Raw genomic sequence first — 19,393 nt, forward strand, 5'->3', positions numbered from 1 at the left:
TTTGGCTTCGCGGGACCCATTTCTTCAGGGCTGCGGTAACGGCCGCAGCCCTGGCCAACAGTAAGTGTCATGAATCTCGATTATCAGTTTATCGCATATGGCCGGCAACGGAACCTCCGTGTGAGGGCGGTTGGCCAATAACCGGGCAGAAGGACTGAACCTACTTGTCTTGTTTTTTATCCCGCGGGTGAGATACAATTAAGAGTATTCTAAGAATCGTGATTGGATTTTGGGATAAACAGTTGATTCGGAGGGAATGCCATGGCCGAGAAGATTCGGAATTTTATCGGGGGAAAGTGGGTCGATTCCGTTCGTGGAAAAACCTTTGAGAGTCGGAATCCGGCCGATACCTGTGAGCTGTTGGGTCTCATTCCGGATTCAGATGCGGTGGATGTTGATAAGGCGGTTGCCGCGGCACGGGCCGCGTTTCCGGCCTGGCGCGACATGCCTGCCCCCAAGCGGGGAGAAATTCTCTACCGAGCCGCCGAATTACTGGTCAAGCGGAAGAACGCCCTGGGCGAATTGGTCTGCCGTGAGATGGGAAAGATTCTGTCGGAATCGATGGGTGATGTCCAGGAGGCGATAGACATGACCTATTACATGGCCGGGGAGGGAAGGCGCCTTTCCGGAGAGACCGTTCCCTCCGAGTTGCGATACAAGGATGCCAAGTCTGTCCGTCTCTCCATCGGAGTCTTCGCCTTGATCACCCCCTGGAATTTTCCGACGGCCATTCCCTCGTGGAAGATCACGCCGGCCTTGATCGCCGGAAATACTGTTGTCTTCAAGCCTGCGGAGGAGACGCCGATTGCCGCGACCCGCCTGGTGGAAATATTTGATGAGGCCGGACTCCCTCCGGGGGTCCTTAACCTGGTGCATGGTTTCGGAGAAACCGCGGGAGAGCCGCTGGTGCGGCATCCGGAGGTCGATGGTGTCTCCTTCACCGGCTCCAATGAGGTCGGGGAGCGCCTGGCCGGCATCTGTGGAAACGCGCATAAAGATTTTATGATGGAGACCGGCGGAAAAAATCCGATCATTGTCATGGATGACGCCAACCTCGATCTTGCCATCGAAGGGGCCCTTTGGGGCGGATTCGGAACAACGGGGCAACGCTGCACCGCATCCAGTCGGCTGATTATCCAGGAGGGGATCTTCGACCAATTCTTAAAGACCTTTACCGTTCGGGCCTCACAACTCCGAATCGGAAACGGCCTTGATCCCGATATAGAAATTGGCCCGGTGATTAGCGAGATTCAGTACCAGAAGATCCTGAAATATATCGAGGTCGGGAAGGATGAAGGGGCGACCCTGATTCTGGGCGGACATGCTTACGAAAAAGGGGACTGCGCCAGGGGCCTCTTTATTGAGCCGACCATGTTTATCGATGTGAGCCCGAAGATGCGGATTGCCCAGGAAGAGATCTTCGGTCCTGTCGTCTCTCTCATTCGCGTCAGCGATCTCACAGAAGCGATTGAAGTGGCCAACGATGTTTCTTTCGGCTTATCTGCCGCGATCTACTCACAGGATATCAATACGACTGCCATTGCCGAAAGGGATCTCGATACCGGCCTCGTCTATATTAACGCCTCAACGATAGGGGCGGAGATTCAGCTCCCTTTCGGGGGAACAAAGCGGACGGGACTTGGTCCACGGGAGGCGGGCGGCCGTGGCGGCGCGCTCGACCTCTATACCAAATGGAAGGTGATTTACCGTGATTTCAGCGGCACGCTGCAAAAAGCCCAGATGGATGAGTAGAGGCAGGGGGCAAGGAAGAAAAGGGACAAAAATAGCCCTTATCTTTTTGCTGTGTTCTTTGTTCTCCTTTACGGGATGCCTGGGAGAGAGCAATACAGACCCGCCCACTCTCCCCCCCGGCGTGACAAACATTTCGAATAATCCAGGTGTTTCATCCTCTCCCTCTGCGGCGACCATCGGGAATACCCTCTACGTGGTCTGGGCCGAAGGAAATGATGCTGGGATTAACGAGATCTTTCTGGCCCGTTCTGATAACGGCGGCATCAGCTTTAAAACCTTTCAGGTCTCTAATACAGGTAATTTCTCAGGCAACCCGAAAATGGCCCTCTCCTATAATGGGACAAGTAACATCGTTCATGTGGTTTGGGAAGAATTTCTTCCTGCCAAGGCAGAAACCGACATCTTCTATGGACGAGCGGTAGAAGATGTTACGGGCAACCTCACCTTTGAATCTCCTAAAAACATCTCTATTTCAGACCCGATATGTGGACCATCAATAGAGTTCGGCCTCCCCTGTCCTTCGCAGGCTCCTACAATTACGACCTTTGAGGGTCATGTCTTTGTGGCTTGGGTGGAATCAACCTTTTATGTTCCGCCAGACCCTACCTTTCCGGGTTCGACATTTAAGCTCTTCAACTCCGACATCCTGATGGTCAGGTCATCCGACCACGGAGTCAGTTTTCCAGATCCCAACCTGGCTTCACCAGAAATTCTCTCGCTCCCCAACACTGGTTTCGGTAATGAGCAATCCACTTCACAAAACCCGAGCCTTGCGGCCTCAAACGGCCATTTTTTTGTCGCGTGGGAAGACACACCACCGATTGATGGTACATTACCTAAGATCTTCTTCCGGAGTCTTGAGATTGCCTCGTTCGTATTTAACCCTTCTATCGCGAGTTCCGGGGTATCTCTCTCCAATGCTATTGTGAGCTCCAACTTGCCTGGGGTCGCAGGAGGAGGAGACAATGTTTATGTCATTTGGGAAGGAACCGATGCGCAAGGAGGCGACTCAGAGATCTTTTTGAGACGGGCAGAAGGTGTGAATTTAGGCCCTCCCTTTTCTTTCACGGCACCGATCAACATTTCCAACAATGCCGGACGTTCGAAAAAGGGGCGAATTGCCGTTTCGGGACTGGATATTTTTATCAGCTGGGAAGATACCTCCTCCGGTGTTCCGCTTGTCCTCCTCAGGGATTCTGTGGATGGAGGGGTAATATTTGGCGACACACAAACCCTCATCTCTTCCAGCAACACCATTGGTAATACGGCCATCACCGCCTCCGGTAACACCCTTTTGACCTTCTGGGAAGATGCCCTTTTTGGAAACTTCGAAATCTTTTTTTTCCAGCCGGCAATCCTTTTGTAGTCCTTTTCTGGATATCTTCCATGCCCCATTAGGTAATTATCTGGTAAAATTGAAATGTAACGACTCATCACACCCCTCTTCCCCTCCAGGGTGGCGTTTCTGTGGTGCTCGAATCCTCACGTATAACCCATACGCTTCGGTTCTGCGCTCCTCGTGCCTTTCCCTGAAGCAAAATAGTGGCATGCTGAATCGTTACATTAGGAATATCGACCTCTTGAGGCCCCTATGCAAATGAACCTTCTGACGGGCATTGCCGTCAGCATTATCTTTGCGACCCTTTCCGCCCTCGTCGCGAAGCGATTCAAGCAGCCGCTCATCCTCGGTTATATCGTCGGCGGCATTCTTCTTGGCCACAATATGGGCTTTGGTATCATCTCGGATGAAGGCAGTATTGAGATGATCTCAGAGATCGGCCTGATCCTGCTGCTCTTCATTATCGGCCTCGAAATCAACGTAACCAAACTGGCCGCCGCGGGAAAGATGGTCGGCATCGCGGGAACCGTCCAGTTTTTCGGCACAATCCTGCTCGGATTCGGCTTCTTTCACTACCTCGGCTTTTCCTCCGGGATGACAAAGTTCAACATCGGTTATCTGGCCCTGGCCCTCTCCCTCAGTTCTACGATGATCGTCGTCAAAATTCTTCATGACCAGCATGATATCGACTCTCACGCGGGGCGGGTAACGCTCGGCATTCTGATCTTTCAGGATATCTGGGCGATTATCTTTCTGACCATCCAGCCCAATCTCTTAAACCCTGAGATTATTGGCATTTTCAACTCTTTTCTCTCCGCGATGGGCCTTCTCTTCTCCTGTTTTCTGGTCAGCAAGCACATCCTTCCAAAACTCTATGCCTTCATTGCCAAGTCTCCCGAGTTGATGCTCATTACTTCGATTTCCTGGTGCTTCCTGGTCTCCGGAACCGCAAATGCCGTCGGTCTTTCCAAGGAAATGGGGGCCCTTGTTGCCGGACTTTCGATTGCCGCTTTTCCGTACAGCATAGATGTTATTGCGAAAATCACCGGGATACGGGATTTTTTCATTACCCTGTTCTTTGTCTCACTCGGTTTAAAGGCCCCTTCGCTGACCCCCTACCTCGTCATCGTTGCACTCTCCTTAACGGCCTTCGTTCTCGCAAGCCGTCTTCTTACCCTTCTGCCGGCACTCCTGGCCCTGAAGCTTGACCTGCGGACCGGACTTCTGACTTCAATCAATCTTTCTCAAGTCAGTGAGTTTTCGATGGTCATCGTCACCCTCGGATTCTCCTACGGACATGTTAGCGAGGAGGTTGTCCAAATCATCATCCTCAGCCTTGTCCTGAGTTCGATTCTGTCCACCTATCTCATCCTTGCAAAGGAACACCTGGTCAGTTGGGTTGTCTGGCAAGTCAAAGGCCTTTCCGGGCAGAATAAGGAAAAATCGACCCTTCCCATTGCAAAAAAGGAGAAGAAAGGGATTGTTCTTCTTGGATTTTTCAAAGAGGCGAGTCCTTTTCTGCATCGGATCAACGAAGAAATGCCGAGCCTCAAGGATAGCCTGTTTGTGATCGATTTCAACCCTCAGACGCTGGCGCTGCTTAAAAAATACGAGGTTGATTGTGTTTATGGAGACATCGCCCATCCGGAAACCTTAAGACATGCCGGGATCGAAGGGGCAAACCTAGTGATCTCAACGATATCAGACAGCTTTCTACAGGGGACCTCTAATCTGAGATTGCTGAAGCAGGTGAAGATGCTCTCACCCGAAAGCCGTGTCATTGTGACCTCGGACTCATTGCGCGGCGCGCAGACTCTTTATGATGCCGGAGCCGATTATGTTCTCCTCCCCCGCCTCCTCTATGCGAGACACATCTTCGATATTGTCCAGACCTACCTTGTGAATGGACTGGATGCCACGCGCGAATCGCAGATTCAGGACATTTTTAAGGATCCGGTCTCGGAATACCGACCCGACACTGCTGTCCCCAAAATAAGTTGACACCAACCCGGGATTTCTATACGATGTATTATTTGCCCTGCATAGGCGCGTAGCTCAGGGGGAGAGCGCTTGCTTGACACGCAAGAGGTCGGCGGTTCGAAACCGCCCGTGCCTACCATGACGCCATCAGAAGCGTTGCTCTACGAACGCACACGATGTACAGACGGACTCAAGGCATCAGGCGGGACGAGATGATGCCTTTTTTATGTCTCATTCTCCATATGGATTAGAGACAACGGGAATAGCCTATGGCAGAAGTTACCCTTAAATTTAAATCCCATAAAGCGCTTACGGTTGAAAAAGGGATTCCCTTCTTTAAGATCGTCAAAGCGCTTGAAAAGACAAAAGATGTCGTCGGTGTCTGTGTCAATGGCGAACCCAGAGACCTTTCCGCAAGAGTTGAGGGGGATGCAGAGATTGAACTTCTGACTTTTGACGCCCCGGAAGGGGAAGAAATTTACCGGCACAGTTCTTCGCATTTAATGGCCCAGGCAGTGAAAGAGGTCTTCCCTTCGGCACAAATGGCAATTGGTCCGCCGATTAAGGATGGTTTTTATTACGATTTTGATTTTGAGCGGCCCTTTACTCCCGAAGATCTCAAAAAAATAGAGAAAAAAATGAAGGAGATTGTCAAACGTAACCTTCCCATCTCCCGGATGGAGTTGACCAAGGAGGTGGCGATCCAGTTGTTTCGTGAACGGCAGGAACCCTACAAGGTGGAATTGATTGAAGAGCTGGAAGATGTCCAGATCTCGGCCTATCAGCAGGGAGATTTTATTGATCTCTGCACCGGCCCTCATCTTCCCTCCACCGGAAAAATCAAGGCGATCAAGCTACTCTCCAGCGCGGGCGCTTACTGGCGCGGGAGCGAAAAAAACAAGATGCTGCAGCGAATCTACGGAACCTCCTTTTCCAGAAGGGAAGACCTCGATGCCCATCTTAAAAACCTGGAAGAAATCAAGAAGCGAGACCATCGGCGGCTCGGGAAGGAGTTGGACCTCTTCTCGATCACGGACGAGATTGGCGCCGGGCTGGTTCTCTGGCATCCGAAAGGAGCCATCATTCGGAAGACCCTGGAGGATTTCTGGCGGGATGCCCATTTGAAGGCCGGATACGACCTCGTTTTTACCCCCCATATGGCAAAGCTGGATCTCTGGAAGCAGAGCGGCCACCTTGAGTTCTATAAAGAGAACATGTACGCGCCGATGAAGGTGGACAATATCCCGTACGAAATCAAGCCGATGAACTGCCCTTTTCACATCCTGATTTATAAATCACGTCTTCGAAGTTACCGGGATCTCCCTTTCCGTTGGGCGGAGTTGGGAACCGTCTACCGCTACGAACGCTCCGGTGTGCTGCACGGACTGATGCGGGTTCGGGGCTTTACCCAGGATGATGCCCATCTCTTCTGCCGTCCCGACCAGATCGAGGCGGAGATCCTGAAGGTGCTTGATTTCACGACCTTTGTCCTGGGAACCTTCGGTTTTAAAGAATATGAGATCTACCTTTCCACGCGGCCCGATAAATATGTCGGAACCCTCGACCGTTGGGAGCAGGCGACCACGGCTTTGGAAGGGGCCTTGAAGCAGAAGGGACTTCCTTATGAGATTGATCCGGGCGAAGGGGTCTTCTACGGACCCAAGATTGATATGAAGATCAAAGATGCCCTGGGGCGCTCCTGGCAATGCACGACGATACAGGTGGACTTCAATCTCCCGGACCGTTTCAAGATGTCCTATCGTGGCGAGGATGGCCAGGCGCATCAGCCTATTATGATCCACCGGGCCTTGATGGGGTCGATCGAGCGCTTCTTTGGTGTCCTGATCGAACATTACGCCGGGGCCTTTCCGCTCTGGCTTGCTCCGGTTCAGGCTAAGGTCATTCCGATTACAGAACGCCAGAAGGAATATGCCGAGGCGATCAAGGCCCGGCTTCATGAGGCTGGCATTCGGGTCGAGGTTGATCAGCGAAATGAAAAAATGGGACTGAAGATCCGGGAGGCCCAACTGATGAAGATCCCGTATATGCTGGTGGTGGGAGACCGGGAGGCAGAAGATCAGACACTTTCCGTCCGGAACCGGCGTGGCGAAAACAGTCTGATGGAGATCGATGCCTTCCTCAATCAACTCCAGGGGGAGATTGAGGCGCAGAAGATCCAATAGGAAATTTTGGGACTTGATCAGAGAGGAGAAATATTCTATATTGATGGAATTGATGAAGGAGGTCTTTTATCGCTTCTAGGTTAAAGGTAAACAAGCAGATCCGGGTAACGGAAGTCATGGTGATTGCGGCCGATGGAGAGCAGTTGGGCTCCATGACGGTTCTGGAGGGTATTGCCAAAGCGGAGGAGTCTGGTTTTGACTTGGTAGAGGTCGCGCCCACCTCCCGTCCTCCAGTTTGCCGGATAATGGATTATGGGAAATACAAGTATGAACAGAGCCGGAAAGACCGTGCGGTAAAATCCCACCAGAAGGGGGGACATCTCAAGGAAGTGAAGTTCAGGCTCTTTACAGGGGAGCATGACCTCGACTTTAAGGTGAAGCACGCGCAGGATTTCCTGGAAGAGAGAAACAAGGTGAAGGTGACGCTCATGTTCCGCGGAAGGGAAATGCCTTACCGGGAAAAGGGCTGGGCCATCATGACAAAGATACAGGAAAAACTTCAAGACGTGGGACAGCCCGAATACCCGCCCAAGCTGGAGGGTCGGAACATGGTGATGATCCTGGCCCCGAAATCAACAAAGGAGTAAGAATGAAGAATAAAATTAAGACGCATCGGGGCGCGGCGAAACGATTTAAGATATCCGGAACCGGGAAAGTCATGCGCAAGCAGGCGGGGACGCAACATTTACTCGTCCACAAGAGCGGGAAACGGAGGCGGAATCTTCGCGGGGCGGTCCTGGTGTCCAAGGGTGAAGCAAAAACAATTAAAAGACTTCTTCCGAACGGGTAAAGTAAGAAGTAAGCCACACGGCAATTGTTATCGGTAATTTTTAAGGAGAAGTAGAATGCCAAGAGCAAAAGGAGGCCCCAAAACCCGGCATCGGCGGAACGACCGCCTCAAGATGGCCAAGGGATATTTCGGGGGGAAAAGCAAACTTTATCGGTCCGCGACTGAGGCGGTTGACAAATCGCTCCTCTATGCCTATCGGGATCGTAGGACCAAAAAACGGAACTTCAGGCGGTTGTGGATTGCAAGAATCAACGCGGCCGCACGAAGCCACGGTATGACCTACAGTCGCTTCATTGAAGCACTGAAAAAGGCCGGAATTTCGCTCAACCGAAAGGTTTTGGCTGAAATCGCTGCAGGCGATGCCGCCACCTTCACGCAAATCATCGAATCGGTTCAGGCAAAGGCGAAGGCGTAAAAAGATAAACCTGGCCTTCGTCAAAGGCGTCCTCAGGCAGACGATGGCACACCCACACTCTAGATCTTCCGACAGGTTCCTAGATTGCTGAAGTGCTAAGAGCAAAATAAGGCGGTTTTACCCCCTCCCCGGGAAAAAACCGCCTTTTAAGTGTCCTTCTTACCCTGCCTTAAAAAGACCTACAAAACAGGAGTATAGATTTATGGACTTATTGAGCATTATTGCACTTCTGGTGACAATGTCTGCGCTCTTTAGCTACATCAACTACCGATTCTTAAAGCTCCCGATGTCCATCGGGGTGATGATACTTGCCCTGTGTCTGTCCTTTGGTCTTATCCTCACGGAAGCGTTTATCCCTGGGATAGAAGAGAATGCCAGAACCCTCCTGGGGAATATTGATTTCGAGAAATTCCTGATGCGGGGGATGTTGGGTTATCTCCTTTTTGCCGGGGCGCTGCATGTCAATATTAATGACCTTCGGGAACAAAAGTGGATCATCTCAAGCCTCGCAAGTTTCGGGGTCATCGCCTCGACCTTGATTGTCGGATTTTTCACCTCTTTTGTTTTTGACCTTCTTGATCAGGATGTCCCGTTTATCTATTGCCTCCTGTTTGGTTCCCTTATTTCTCCCACCGACCCGATTGCAGTACTCAGTATTTTGAAGGCAGCCAAGGCCCCCAAAGGCCTGGAAACAAAGATTGCGGGAGAGTCTCTTTTTAACGACGGTATTGGGGTTGTGGTTTTCACGGTTCTCCTCGGACTGATTGACGGCAATCATACGCTCGATCCTGGGCATGTGATTCTGTTCCTGCTTGAAGAGGCCTTGGGCGGCGCTGTTCTCGGAGGCCTGCTCGGTTGGATTGCCTACAAGATGTTGAAGTCGGTTGATCATTATCATGTCGAAATTCTTATCACCCTGGCGCTGGTGATGGGGGGATATGAGCTGGCCGCCGCCCTCCATACCTCTCCTGCGATTACGGTGGTTGTGGCCGGACTGCTCATCGGGAACCGGGGGCGTCTCCTTGCCATGTCCGATAAAACGCGGGAACGTCTCGATACCTTCTGGGAATTGGTCGATGAAATACTGAATGCCTCACTTTTTGTCCTGCTCGGTCTGGAGATATTGGTTTTGAACTTTACATTAGGATATTTTGTAGCGGGATTAATCATGATCCCGCTCGTCCTCCTTTCCCGATTTGTGACCGTGAGCATTCCGATTTTTGCTCTGAGGACCTTCAGGACCTTCTCCCCGGGTGTGATAAAGATACTGACCTGGGGAGGATTACGGGGCGGCATTTCTGTGGCATTGGCGCTCTCTCTGCCTTCAGGTCCATCACGCGACGTCATCCTGGTCATGACCTATGCGGTGGTCATCTTCTCCATCATCGTGCAAGGGCTGACGATCAAGAAACTCCTCCCTAAAGAAGAACCACGTATACAAAAGGCTCAGGACATTTGAGATCCAATATTATATAATTCGCTCTGGAGAATCAGTATTCTGAGGGTTCCCCGTTGATATATGCCGTACTTGGAGGCAAGTCAGCATGGCGACCGGAAAGTACAAAGATCTATTAAAATCACTCAGCTTTCAGTCCTTTCTCTGGACCCAGTTCCTGGGGGCCTTTAACGATAACGTCTGCAAAATCGTGGTCTCGATGGTGGCAGTGAACCTGGCGGTCAGCTCTGGTGGAGGAAGTGGAGATCTTCCTCTGGTGGGCGCCATTTTTATTCTCCCATTTTTTCTCTTCTCCGGATACGCTGGTCATCTGGCCGACGTCTACAGTAAGCGGACCGTCTTGGTCATCACAAAGTGTTTTGAAATTGTTTCGATGGGCTTGGCCCTCCTCGCTTTTCTTTCCGGTCGGATTGAATGGATGCTGGGCGTCCTCTTTCTGATGGCCCTTCAGTCGACCTTTTTCAGCCCGGCAAAATATGGCATCCTTCCTGAAATAATACCCGACAATAATTTGTCCCGTGCAAATGGTCTTTTGGAAATGAGCACTTTTCTGGCCATTATTCTCGGGACCTCCATCGGGAGCATGATGTTCGCCGCATGGAAGGACCGACTGTGGTTGATCAGTCTTTTTCTCATCTCCATCGCAGTGGTGGGATCATGGGTTAGTTTTGGTATATATAAGGTCCCGCCTTCGGGTATCCAAAAACCATTTCCACTGAACCCCTGGGGGGAAATTGCCAAAGGCATCAAGCGAATATACAGAGAGAAGGTTCTCTGGCATACGGTGTTGGCCATCTCCTATTTCTGGTTCCTGGGGGCCTTGCTCCAGATGAGCATTATTCTTTTTGGCAAAGAGGTGCTGGTCCTGGATGACTTTTGGGTTGGAATTCTGGGAACCTTTCTGGCCTTCGGTATTGGTGTCGGCAGTCTTGTGGCGGGTCGTCTCTCCGGCGACAAGGTGGAACTGGGGCTTGTCCCCCTGGGATCGATCGGTTTGGGCCTCTTTTCAATCTGGCTGGGGTTGTCTCCACCCTCTTATTTCCAGGCAGCAATGGCCCTCAGCCTGCTCGGATTTTCCGGCGGCCTCTTTATCGTGCCCCTGAATGCACTCATTCAGCAGAAAAGCGGTCGAGAAGAGAAGGGCCGGATCATTGCCACCACCAATTTCATGGACACGGGGGGGATCCTCCTGGCCTCCGCCGCCCTTTGGATTTTTCGTGATCTGCTGCAGGTCCAGGCAGACCGGATTATCATTGTTTTCGGGTTTTTTACACTCCTGGTGACGGTTTACATTCTGAGTGTCCTTCCGGACTTTCTGATCCGATTTGTTCTTTGGCTCCTGACACACACGATCTACCGAATTCGCATCCGAGGTCAGGAACATGTGCCCTTCCGGGGACCGGCCTTGCTTGTTTGTAACCATGTTTCTTTTGTAGACGGCCTGTTGGTGGGGGCCTGCGTACAGCGCTTCATCCGTTTTCTGGTCTTCAGCGGGTTCTTTGAGATAAAAGGGGTGGGGTGGTTTCTGAGGAAGATGAAGGCAATCCCGATCTCGGTGGGTAATCGGAGAGGTGTGGTTCAATCGATTGAACGGGCACGTGAGTCGCTCAAGCAGGGGCATGTGGTCTGTATCTTTGCCGAAGGGGCAATCAGTCGTACGGGGAATATGCTTTCATTCAAGAGGGGATTTGAGCGGATGGGGAAAGATCTTAATGTGCCGATCATTCCCGTCCATCTTGATGGTCTTTGGGGGAGCATTTTCAGCTTTGAAAAAGGGCGGTTCTTCTTCAAATGGCCGCGACAAATCCCCTATCCGGTGACGATCTCTTTTGGCTTACCTCTTCCGGCAAACGCCACGGCGCAAACAGTACGGCAGGCCGTGATGGAGCTTGGGAGCGAGGCGGTCAAATTTAGAAGGGCGAAAGATGATCTCTTGCACTTTAAGTTTATTCGCTCGGCAAAATCCGCCTGGAAGCGGGGCTGTATGTCCGACTCGACCGGAAAGCGCTTGACCTATGGGAAGGCCTTGATCGGGGCCTTCCTTTTATCCCGCAGAATCCGGCGGAAATGTAGGAAAGAAGAGATGGTCGGGCTCATGCTTCCCTCCTCAGTGGGCGGAGCCCTTGCAAATATTGCCACTCTTCTGGCCGGAAAGGTTCCTGTGAATCTGAATTTCACAGCGGGCAAGGAGGCAATCGATTCCGCCGTTCAGCAATGTGGGATCAAGGCGGTTCTGACCTCTAGGGTGTTTGTCGCGAAAGCGAATCTTGAACATCGTGAGGAATTTATTTACCTTGAAGATCTTTTAAAAAAAATGAAGCCCGCCGAAAAAATTGTCCAGGCCATCCTTCTTTATCTCCTTCCGGGGCGATTGATTCAGAAAATCTATTGTCCGGAGAAGTCCGACCCGAACCACCTGGCGACCGTGATCTTTTCGAGCGGCAGCACGGGCGATCCAAAAGGGGTGATGCTCTCTCACCATAATGTGCTTTCAAATGTGGAGTCGCTCGCACAACTCTTTTGGGTGACCCGAAAAGATACGATGATGGGGGTGCTACCTTTCTTCCATTCCTTCGGTTTTACCGGGACCCTCTGGTTCCCGCTCCTCTACGGATTCGGGGCCATTTATCATCCGAATCCGATGGAAGCGAAAAAGGTCGGGGCCTTGGTCTTGCGACACAAGGCGACGATCCTGATCAGCACCCCGACCTTTTACAAGTCCTATATCCGACGCTGCTCGAAAGAAGAATTCAGTTCCTTGCGGTATGCGATGGTGGGTGCCGAAAAGTTAAGAAAAGAAGTCGCCCTGGCATTCAGGGAAAAATATGATCTCAGTCTGCTTGAGGGTTATGGATGTACTGAACTTGCGCCAGTGGTTTGTGTGAATGTCGAGGATGTGCATCATGGACCGGAATTTCAGAAGGATTCGATTCCTGAGACGGTCGGCCATCCGGTCCCGGGCGTTGCCCTGAAGGTGGTCGACCCGGATACGGGCGAGGTCCGACCGGTCGGGCAGGAGGGTTTACTCTTTGTGAAAGGTCCGAACCTGATGATGGGTTATCTCAATCAGCCGGAAAAAACCGCAGAGGTCATTCAGGGGGACTGGTACAACACCGGAGATATTGCCGCTGTAGATGGAGATGGTTTTGTCCGGATCACAGACCGACTCTCCCGGTTCAGTAAAATCGGCGGTGAAATGGTTCCCCACATCAAGATTGAGGAGGTTGTCAGCGGTATTCTTGGAACGGAAGAGTGCGCGGTCTGTGCTGTCCCGGATGAGCAAAAGGGGGAGCGGATCGTCTGTTTTTATGTCAAACCGGAGATGACACCCGAGGCCTTGTGGGGACAACTCAAAGAACAGAACCTTCCAAAACTCTGGTTGCCCAAACGGGAGAACCTCTATCCGGTTGAAGCGCTTCCCGTATTGGGAACAGGTAAACGGGACCTGAGAGCCCTCAAGGCCATGGCACTCGAAGTGGTGGCAGCGCAAGAATAAAACTTTATGCTTCTTTCTCTTCCCCCTCTTTTGAGGGGATTGACATCTGGTATATAAAAATCAATAATGACCAAACGATATCGGGAGTCGAACACGCACCGTGAGCGCAATCTCCGTCTTTTCGGGGCCGGGTCCTTCACTATATTAGAAGAAGTTTTGATCTTATCTCTGGAGTCGTACGAATGTTGAAAGCAGGTTTTGATTTCTTTTCCTGGGGGACAAAGTTTACGGGAGTTTTTGTCCTCTTGCTCGGCTATTTTTCCTATATGGGGGCATTGCCGCATTATATCGAGTTAAGCACTCACTTCAGGCTTCAATATTTCATTGCATCCCTACTTGTAACAGGGGCTTTCTTTCTGCGCCATGAATGGCAATGGCTTGTCTTAGGGTTTATCGCGATCGGAATAAATGGTGTGGGTGTCCTTCCCTGGCATCTCGCCTCTCCAGACAGATCAGTCGCCGGAGAATCTCCCTCCCTTCGACTTTTCCATTCAAATGTCTTGTCGTCAAATAAACAATACTCAAGGCTCATGGCCCTGGTATCTGAAGAGAAACCCGATATTGTTTTTCTTCAAGAAACCAATCAAAGGTGGCTGGATGCATTGGAACCTTTGAAAGAAGACTTCCCTTATTTCTTTTCTTCTCCGGGTTCTGATGATTTGGGGATCGCTCTTTTCAGTCGTATCCCCTTGAGTCAATCAGAGATCATAGATTTAGGAGATCCTATAGCGCCCAGTATCCACATTAAATTCAGCTTCCAGGACAAGCAAATCTCGTTACTGACAACGCATTTGTCTTCTCCAAGGCTGGGGTCGAATTTCCAAGCAAGAAACAGTCAACTTGAACAACTTGCCCGGTTTGCAAAGATGCTTCCTTTACCTGCAATTATTATTGGAGATTTAAACGTCACGAAGTGGTCTCCTTACTATCGGAAATTTGTAAAGGATTCGGGTCTTATCAGTGTTCGTGAAGGATTTGGCCTGCTCCCAACCTGGCCGGTCTTTCTGCCCTTTATGATGATTCCGATCGATCATGGCTTTGTCACGGAAGGCTTAAAAGTGGTGGGTGTAAAGACAGGGAGGAGTATCGGTTCTGATCATTTGCCCTTAATCGTCGATATTTCACTATAGGAGCGCCCCCGACATCACTAACCTGTTATTGTGATCCCTCGGGCCCCTTAAGCCCATTCGGGAGCTTCGTTTTATCGTCCATGATGACTTGATCCAGTTGGTCTTGCGTGAGACCTATGGACTCACTCAAGAGAGCATGGCGAAGGTCTGTTTCCCTGAGGTCGGCGCCGCTGAGGTCGGCGCCGCTGAGTCTTGCCCCGGTGAGGATTGCGCCCCTGAGATCCGCCTTGGTGAAGTTTACCTTTCTGAAATCCGCCCCGCTCAGCCTCACGCCCGCAAGCCTTGCCTCGCTAAGGTCGGCGCCAATAAGGTCCGCATAAAAAAGGTTGACCCCGCTTAAGTCTGCTCCGCGAAGACGGACTCCCCTGAGATCCGCATTAAAGAGGTCTGTATCCAAGAGGACCGCGCCACTGAGGTCTGCTCGGCTGAGCCTGGCTTCTTTGAAGGTGGATCTGGTGAGGTCTGCATCGACAAGTCTGACTTCCCTCAGATCCGCCTTATTCAGTTGGGCCTCTCTGAGGAGGGCTCCGCTGAGGTCTGCATTAAAGAGCATCGCTTGATTGAGGTTGGCTCCAATCAGTCTTGCCCTGCTGAGGTCTGAGTGACTAAGATTTGCCTGACTGAGATCTGCGCCGCGAAGATCCGCTCCGCTGAGATCAAGGCCGCTGAGGTCCATCTCAGACAGATTGATTTCAGCAAGGTCGTCTTTGAAAAAAATGACAATCTCCCGGAGGGCCTTCACCCGTTCCGCAGTAATCCTCTCGGCGCAAAAGAAAGAACAAAAGATCGAAGCGGGATTGAATGGTTTTGGCCCCTGCGGACGGGGCATTCCCAGGGCTTTGGGGATGAGGCCTTTGGCCTTGTTTGTATTTTTTCCCTCAAGGTGGGCATAAATTTCACCGGCCCGCGCCTCGAAACGATCCATCCGGCTTTCATGTTTCTGGAAGGCCATCCCAAAGAGGACCAAATAAATTCCGGTACCCCAAAGAATGCCCGCGCTTACTCTTTTCCGTGTTGAGGTTTTATTCTTTGTCACAGAAGCCTTTGCTCTCTGATTTTTGAAATGAGATGGTCGTCATGGACCGGACAAGTATGACCGGGTCTTAGGTATTTTTTAGAAGCAAACAGGCTAGGGTATTGGAGTCTCCCTAAAGTCCCTCGATGGCTCGAGCATCTTGTCGCAGGCCAGTCATCAGGATATCGATTTCTTTTTCGATGACGGATGTGTTGACCGGGCCTTTCGTTATCCCCTGCACCAGTTTTCGGATTTTATCAAGCCGTTCTTCATGTTCCACCGCACGGGCTTCTCCCAGCGTTTTCACGATTGCGTTCCGAAGCCCCGATTCGCGATAGAGACGGGATTGGGCCGTCATCACCTTTGTGGCTGCCGATGTCATACGTTTTTTCTTCCATCCTGAGAGGGCCTTCTTGAGTGCAATTTGAATTTCTTCTACCACCGGGAGCCAGCTCTGACCGGCGATATTGGTCAGGTCTTTCCCGGTAGCCGTTTTGGCATTGAAGGTAAGGTGGACGACTTCATTCGGCTTTCCGATCTCGACATGTTTCGACCCCTTTGCTGATTCTTTAGGGGTGAGGCTTGGATGCCAGGTCTCCACCTGATAGCGACCGAGCGGGATGTCTTTTATCTCAAAGTGTCCCGCGGGGTCGGTCACGGCATAAAAAGAAGAGGGAGCGACATAAATCAATCCGTTCATGACCGGGTGGAGCTTGCATCGGAGCGGTACAATCCCCCGATTTTTTAGGATGACCTCCTTGATGGTATTGGGGAGGTGGAGGCCGATATCGAAGGGATTTGATGGGCTTCTGGAGTGGACATTGTGCATCGTGTCGTCAAGATTTTCAAAGAAAAGTGTCGTTCCCACCGGAACGACACTAAAAGATGGAGAAAACTGACGCCTTTCCTGGATGATGGTCTTTCTCGTGGGAATTATGGAAAAGGGTTTTCCATTTTTGCCCAAGAGGTAGACCACCGCATTGGTCGTGGCAATTCCGTTAATGGTGACTTTTCCGGACAAGCGTCCTTCCACCCCCTCCGAACTCGCATCTGAAGGAAGGACAAAGAAAGACGCCAGGAGGGTCATCCAAAACAGGGGGTTTTTATGGAATGGAATAGTCTTGGTCATCGTTTAAAGGATATTGAATTCGATTTGCTCTGTCAATGTGTCCAGTCAGATCAAGGACAAAGGGGATAGGTGTTCCCTCTCCGGGAGAGACCCACTATTCCTTTGTACCCGTTAAATCACCTGAAACTCCTAAAAAATGAATGATCCGATCTTTGAGTGCGTCGCGTGTTTTTCTGAAAAGGGCAAGTCTTTCTTCCTTATTCCCTGAGGCTTGTGCGGGGTCGTCAATCGGCCAGTGTTCCCTATGAATATGAGACGGGGTGGCGGGGCAACGGGCTTCCGCATTTCCACAAAGGGTAATGATGCAGTCGGCCTGATTTAGAAGGGAGGAGTCGAAATTTTTTGAGCGATGGTCCCGGATATCGATGCCGATTTCATCCATGACCGCGATGGCAAGAGGGTGCAGTCCCTTAGGATCCATTCCGGCGCTCAGCGCTTCGATGGTCGTCTTGACCCCTTTGGCCAGATGACGCGTCAGGCCCTCGGCTATCTGACTTCGCGCAGAATTTCCGGTACAAAGGAAGAGGATCTTTTTGGGCACATCAATTCCGATTAAGGTGTTCGATGGCTGATATTTTCGGAAAGGCCAGGATAAACCTGGAGCCTTTTCTCCTCTCACTTTGAACGACCACCTTCCCTCCATGGGCCTCGACGACCTGTTTGACAATGGCCAAGCCGAGGCCGGTGCCGCCGAGTTCACGGGATCGAGTTTGGTCCACGCGGTAAAAGCGCTCGAAGATTCGGGCGTGTTCGTTTTTAGGGATGCCAATGCCACTGTCTTCGATTCTAATTCGGATGTTGTTTTGTTCTTCGACGGCGTGAATTTTAATCTCGCCTCTTTCCGGCGTATACTTGATGGCATTGTCGATGATGTTGGTCAGGACCTGGTCCAGTTTTTCCGGATCCACCCATATCTGAAGGTTTGTAGGCACAGAGACGGTGAGGCGCAAATTCTTCTTTCGGACAAGGGGGTTTAATAAAGTGATATTTTTTTGAATGCAGTCCAGTAGGGAGATCTTTCTGAGCCGGACCGGATCAAGGCCAGACTCGATCCGGGAAAGTTGGAGAAGGTCCAGAATAATATTTTCCAGCCGGGTGCTATTTTTTTCGATGATGTCAAGGAAGGACTTTGCCTGCTTAGGGTCTACTACGGTGCCATCAGAGAGGGTCTCGACATATCCCTTGATGAGCGAGATCGGTGTGCGCAGTTCGTGGGAGACATTGGCTACAAAATCTTTCTGGATTTGCTCCTGCCGTTTGTTTTCGGTAATGTCATGAAAGACCAGCGCGACGAAGTGATGGGGAGCAAAGTCGGCCACGGAGGCCTGGACTTGAAAATATTGCGGCGGAGGGCCTTCCAGTGCAATCGCTCTCGAGAGGGAGCGGCCCGTGTGAATCACTTCTTTGATCATTTCGTTCAGAGTATGGTGTCGGAGGTGTTCATAATAATGTCTCCCGGACAGGTCCGTAGATGAAAGACCGAACATCTTTTCAAAAGAGGCGTTGGTCAGAACCACTTCCCCTCTTCCGTCCAGAACCATGACGCCTTCAACCATCCCAGAAAGGATTGCGACACTTTTTGCCTTGTCACTGGAGAGTGTTTCGATCTTTTCCTGTACATTGGCGGTCATCTGGTTGAGGGCATTTGCAAGTGCTTCCATTTCATCGGTTCGGTGGATCAGGGTAGATGCGCCTGTTTCTCCTTGTAGAAATCTCTGAACAAAGAGGGTAATTTGACGAAGGGCTGCTGAACGCCGGCTTGAGATAAAGAGGCCGAGCAAGAGGGAAAGGCTTAGAGACGCGGCTGAAGAGAGGAGGAGAAAGTCCAAGAAGGATTTCTTCTGCCCGGACAGATCAAAAAATAATAAAAAGAGACCGTTCATCAGGACAAAGAGAAGGACTGCCAGGAGGATAAAGGGAGCAAGCGATTTCAAGAGTAAGAGGCGGAAGGTCGGAACATCCTGTAGGGATTTCTGGCCTCGGGTCTGCCGTGACAGATTGGCGTCAGCCGGATTTGTTTGTTCACTGTTCATCGGTCAATTTATATCCAAGAGACGGAAGGGTTTCAATGGTCTTTGAAAGAAAAGGAATTTTCTCACGCAGACGTCTGATATGAACGTCTACCGTCCGGGTGGTGCCGAAGTAATCGTAGCCCCAGATGGACTTCAACAAAAAATCCCGTGTCAGAACCCTTCCTTTTTTTTCAAGAAGAAGCTCCAGGAGTGAAAATTCCTTGGCGGTCAAGACGACCTTTTTCCCCTCTACCTTGACCAAATGTCGGGCCGTATCCAGCATAAGATGTTGGTAGTGGTAGACGGCCTCCTCCCCCTCGCCTTTTGATCTTCTCAAGAGGGCCTTGACCCTGGCCATCAATTCTCTCGGCGAGAACGGTTTTGTGACATAATCATCCGCGCCCAGCTCCAGGCCGATCACCTTGTCGCTCTCATCGGCCCGTGCCGTCAAGAGGATCACGGGGAGAGAGGCCGTTTCGGCACGGCTTCGCAGTTGTCTACAAACATCAAGCCCCCCCACTCCCGGCATCATCACGTCGAGGATGACAAGAGAAATCGCTTGCGCGGCAATCTCCTTGAGGGCCTCTGAGCCGTTGGAGGCGCAAACCGGGATGAAGCCTTCTTGTTTCAGGTGATACGCGACCAATCTTGTTAGGTCAGCTTCATCATCGACGATCATGATGATTTGCGGCATTG

Annotated in this window: 15 protein-coding genes and 1 tRNA gene; 11 read left to right on the forward strand and 5 right to left on the reverse strand. The window is 51.1% G+C overall.

The window, feature by feature from the left end; all coding sequences use genetic code 11:
- Nucleotides 1–261: 261 nt before the first annotated feature.
- The 11 genes from EYQ01_07750 to EYQ01_07800 all read left to right on the forward strand — a co-directional run bounded on the left by EYQ01_07750 (nucleotide 262) and on the right by EYQ01_07800 (nucleotide 14,541).
- On the forward strand, nucleotides 262–1,752 hold the full coding sequence (locus tag EYQ01_07750; GenBank protein ID HIE65689.1) for an aldehyde dehydrogenase family protein: 1,491 nt from the start codon (nucleotides 262–264) through the stop codon (nucleotides 1,750–1,752).
- Nucleotides 1,753–1,798: 46 nt separating this feature from the next.
- A complete protein-coding gene (locus tag EYQ01_07755) occupies nucleotides 1,799–3,118 on the forward strand; it encodes a hypothetical protein (protein HIE65690.1) in 1,320 nt (439 codons plus the stop codon).
- A 225-nt stretch (nucleotides 3,119–3,343) separates the two neighbouring features.
- Nucleotides 3,344–5,092: a sodium:proton exchanger gene (locus EYQ01_07760; GenBank protein HIE65691.1), complete on the forward strand. Its 1,749-nt coding sequence runs from the start codon at nucleotides 3,344–3,346 to the stop codon at nucleotides 5,090–5,092.
- Between the two features lie 43 nt (nucleotides 5,093–5,135).
- Nucleotides 5,136–5,210 (forward strand) — tRNA-Val (locus tag EYQ01_07765).
- Nucleotides 5,211–5,340: 130 nt separating this feature from the next.
- Nucleotides 5,341–7,254 carry a threonine--tRNA ligase gene (thrS, locus tag EYQ01_07770; GenBank protein ID HIE65692.1) on the forward strand — a complete coding sequence of 638 codons (1,914 nt, stop codon included), beginning with the start codon at nucleotides 5,341–5,343 and terminating at the stop codon, nucleotides 7,252–7,254.
- Between the two features lie 116 nt (nucleotides 7,255–7,370).
- Nucleotides 7,371–7,841, forward strand: coding sequence for a translation initiation factor IF-3 (locus EYQ01_07775; protein ID HIE65693.1), 471 nt, complete (start codon nucleotides 7,371–7,373; stop codon nucleotides 7,839–7,841).
- 2 nt (nucleotides 7,842–7,843) lie between these two features.
- Entirely contained in the window at nucleotides 7,844–8,044 is a 201-nt protein-coding gene (gene rpmI / locus EYQ01_07780; protein HIE65694.1) for a 50S ribosomal protein L35, read from the forward strand.
- A gap of 55 nt (nucleotides 8,045–8,099) precedes the next feature.
- On the forward strand, nucleotides 8,100–8,459 hold the full coding sequence (gene rplT, locus EYQ01_07785; GenBank protein HIE65695.1) for a 50S ribosomal protein L20: 360 nt from the start codon (nucleotides 8,100–8,102) through the stop codon (nucleotides 8,457–8,459).
- A gap of 202 nt (nucleotides 8,460–8,661) precedes the next feature.
- Nucleotides 8,662–9,918: a sodium:proton antiporter gene (locus EYQ01_07790; protein ID HIE65696.1), complete on the forward strand. Its 1,257-nt coding sequence runs from the start codon at nucleotides 8,662–8,664 to the stop codon at nucleotides 9,916–9,918.
- Nucleotides 9,919–10,003: 85 nt separating this feature from the next.
- Nucleotides 10,004–13,411, forward strand: a complete 3,408-nt coding sequence (locus tag EYQ01_07795) for an MFS transporter (protein HIE65697.1) — start codon at nucleotides 10,004–10,006, stop codon at nucleotides 13,409–13,411.
- A 182-nt stretch (nucleotides 13,412–13,593) separates the two neighbouring features.
- Nucleotides 13,594–14,541, forward strand: a complete 948-nt coding sequence (locus EYQ01_07800) for a hypothetical protein (GenBank protein HIE65698.1) — start codon at nucleotides 13,594–13,596, stop codon at nucleotides 14,539–14,541.
- 25 nt (nucleotides 14,542–14,566) lie between these two features.
- On the opposite strand, the gene EYQ01_07805 is transcribed toward EYQ01_07800, so the two are convergent.
- The 5 genes from EYQ01_07805 to EYQ01_07825 form a co-directional block, all read right to left on the reverse strand.
- Nucleotides 14,567–15,577: a pentapeptide repeat-containing protein gene (locus EYQ01_07805; protein ID HIE65699.1), complete on the reverse strand. Its 1,011-nt coding sequence runs from the start codon at nucleotides 15,575–15,577 to the stop codon at nucleotides 14,567–14,569.
- Nucleotides 15,578–15,689: 112 nt separating this feature from the next.
- Nucleotides 15,690–16,685 (reverse strand): hypothetical protein, encoded by a 996-nt coding sequence (locus tag EYQ01_07810; GenBank protein HIE65700.1) that lies wholly within the window; start codon nucleotides 16,683–16,685, stop codon nucleotides 15,690–15,692.
- A gap of 94 nt (nucleotides 16,686–16,779) precedes the next feature.
- The gene (locus tag EYQ01_07815; protein ID HIE65701.1) at nucleotides 16,780–17,232 is read right to left on the reverse strand and encodes an arsenate reductase ArsC; all 453 of its coding nucleotides are present in this window, start codon (nucleotides 17,230–17,232) and stop codon (nucleotides 16,780–16,782) included.
- Nucleotides 17,228–18,718 carry a PAS domain-containing sensor histidine kinase gene (locus EYQ01_07820; protein ID HIE65702.1) on the reverse strand — a complete coding sequence of 497 codons (1,491 nt, stop codon included), beginning with the start codon at nucleotides 18,716–18,718 and terminating at the stop codon, nucleotides 17,228–17,230. The genes EYQ01_07815 and EYQ01_07820 overlap by 5 nt, the downstream gene beginning before the upstream one ends.
- On the reverse strand, nucleotides 18,708–19,391 hold the full coding sequence (locus EYQ01_07825) for a response regulator transcription factor (GenBank protein HIE65703.1): 684 nt from the start codon (nucleotides 19,389–19,391) through the stop codon (nucleotides 18,708–18,710). Before EYQ01_07825 ends, EYQ01_07820 begins: the two co-directional genes overlap by 11 nt.
- Between the last annotated feature and the right edge of the window lie 2 nt (nucleotides 19,392–19,393).

This window comes from Candidatus Manganitrophaceae bacterium (assembly GCA_012960925.1).
Lineage (GTDB): Bacteria > Nitrospirota > Nitrospiria > SBBL01 > JAADHI01 > DUAG01.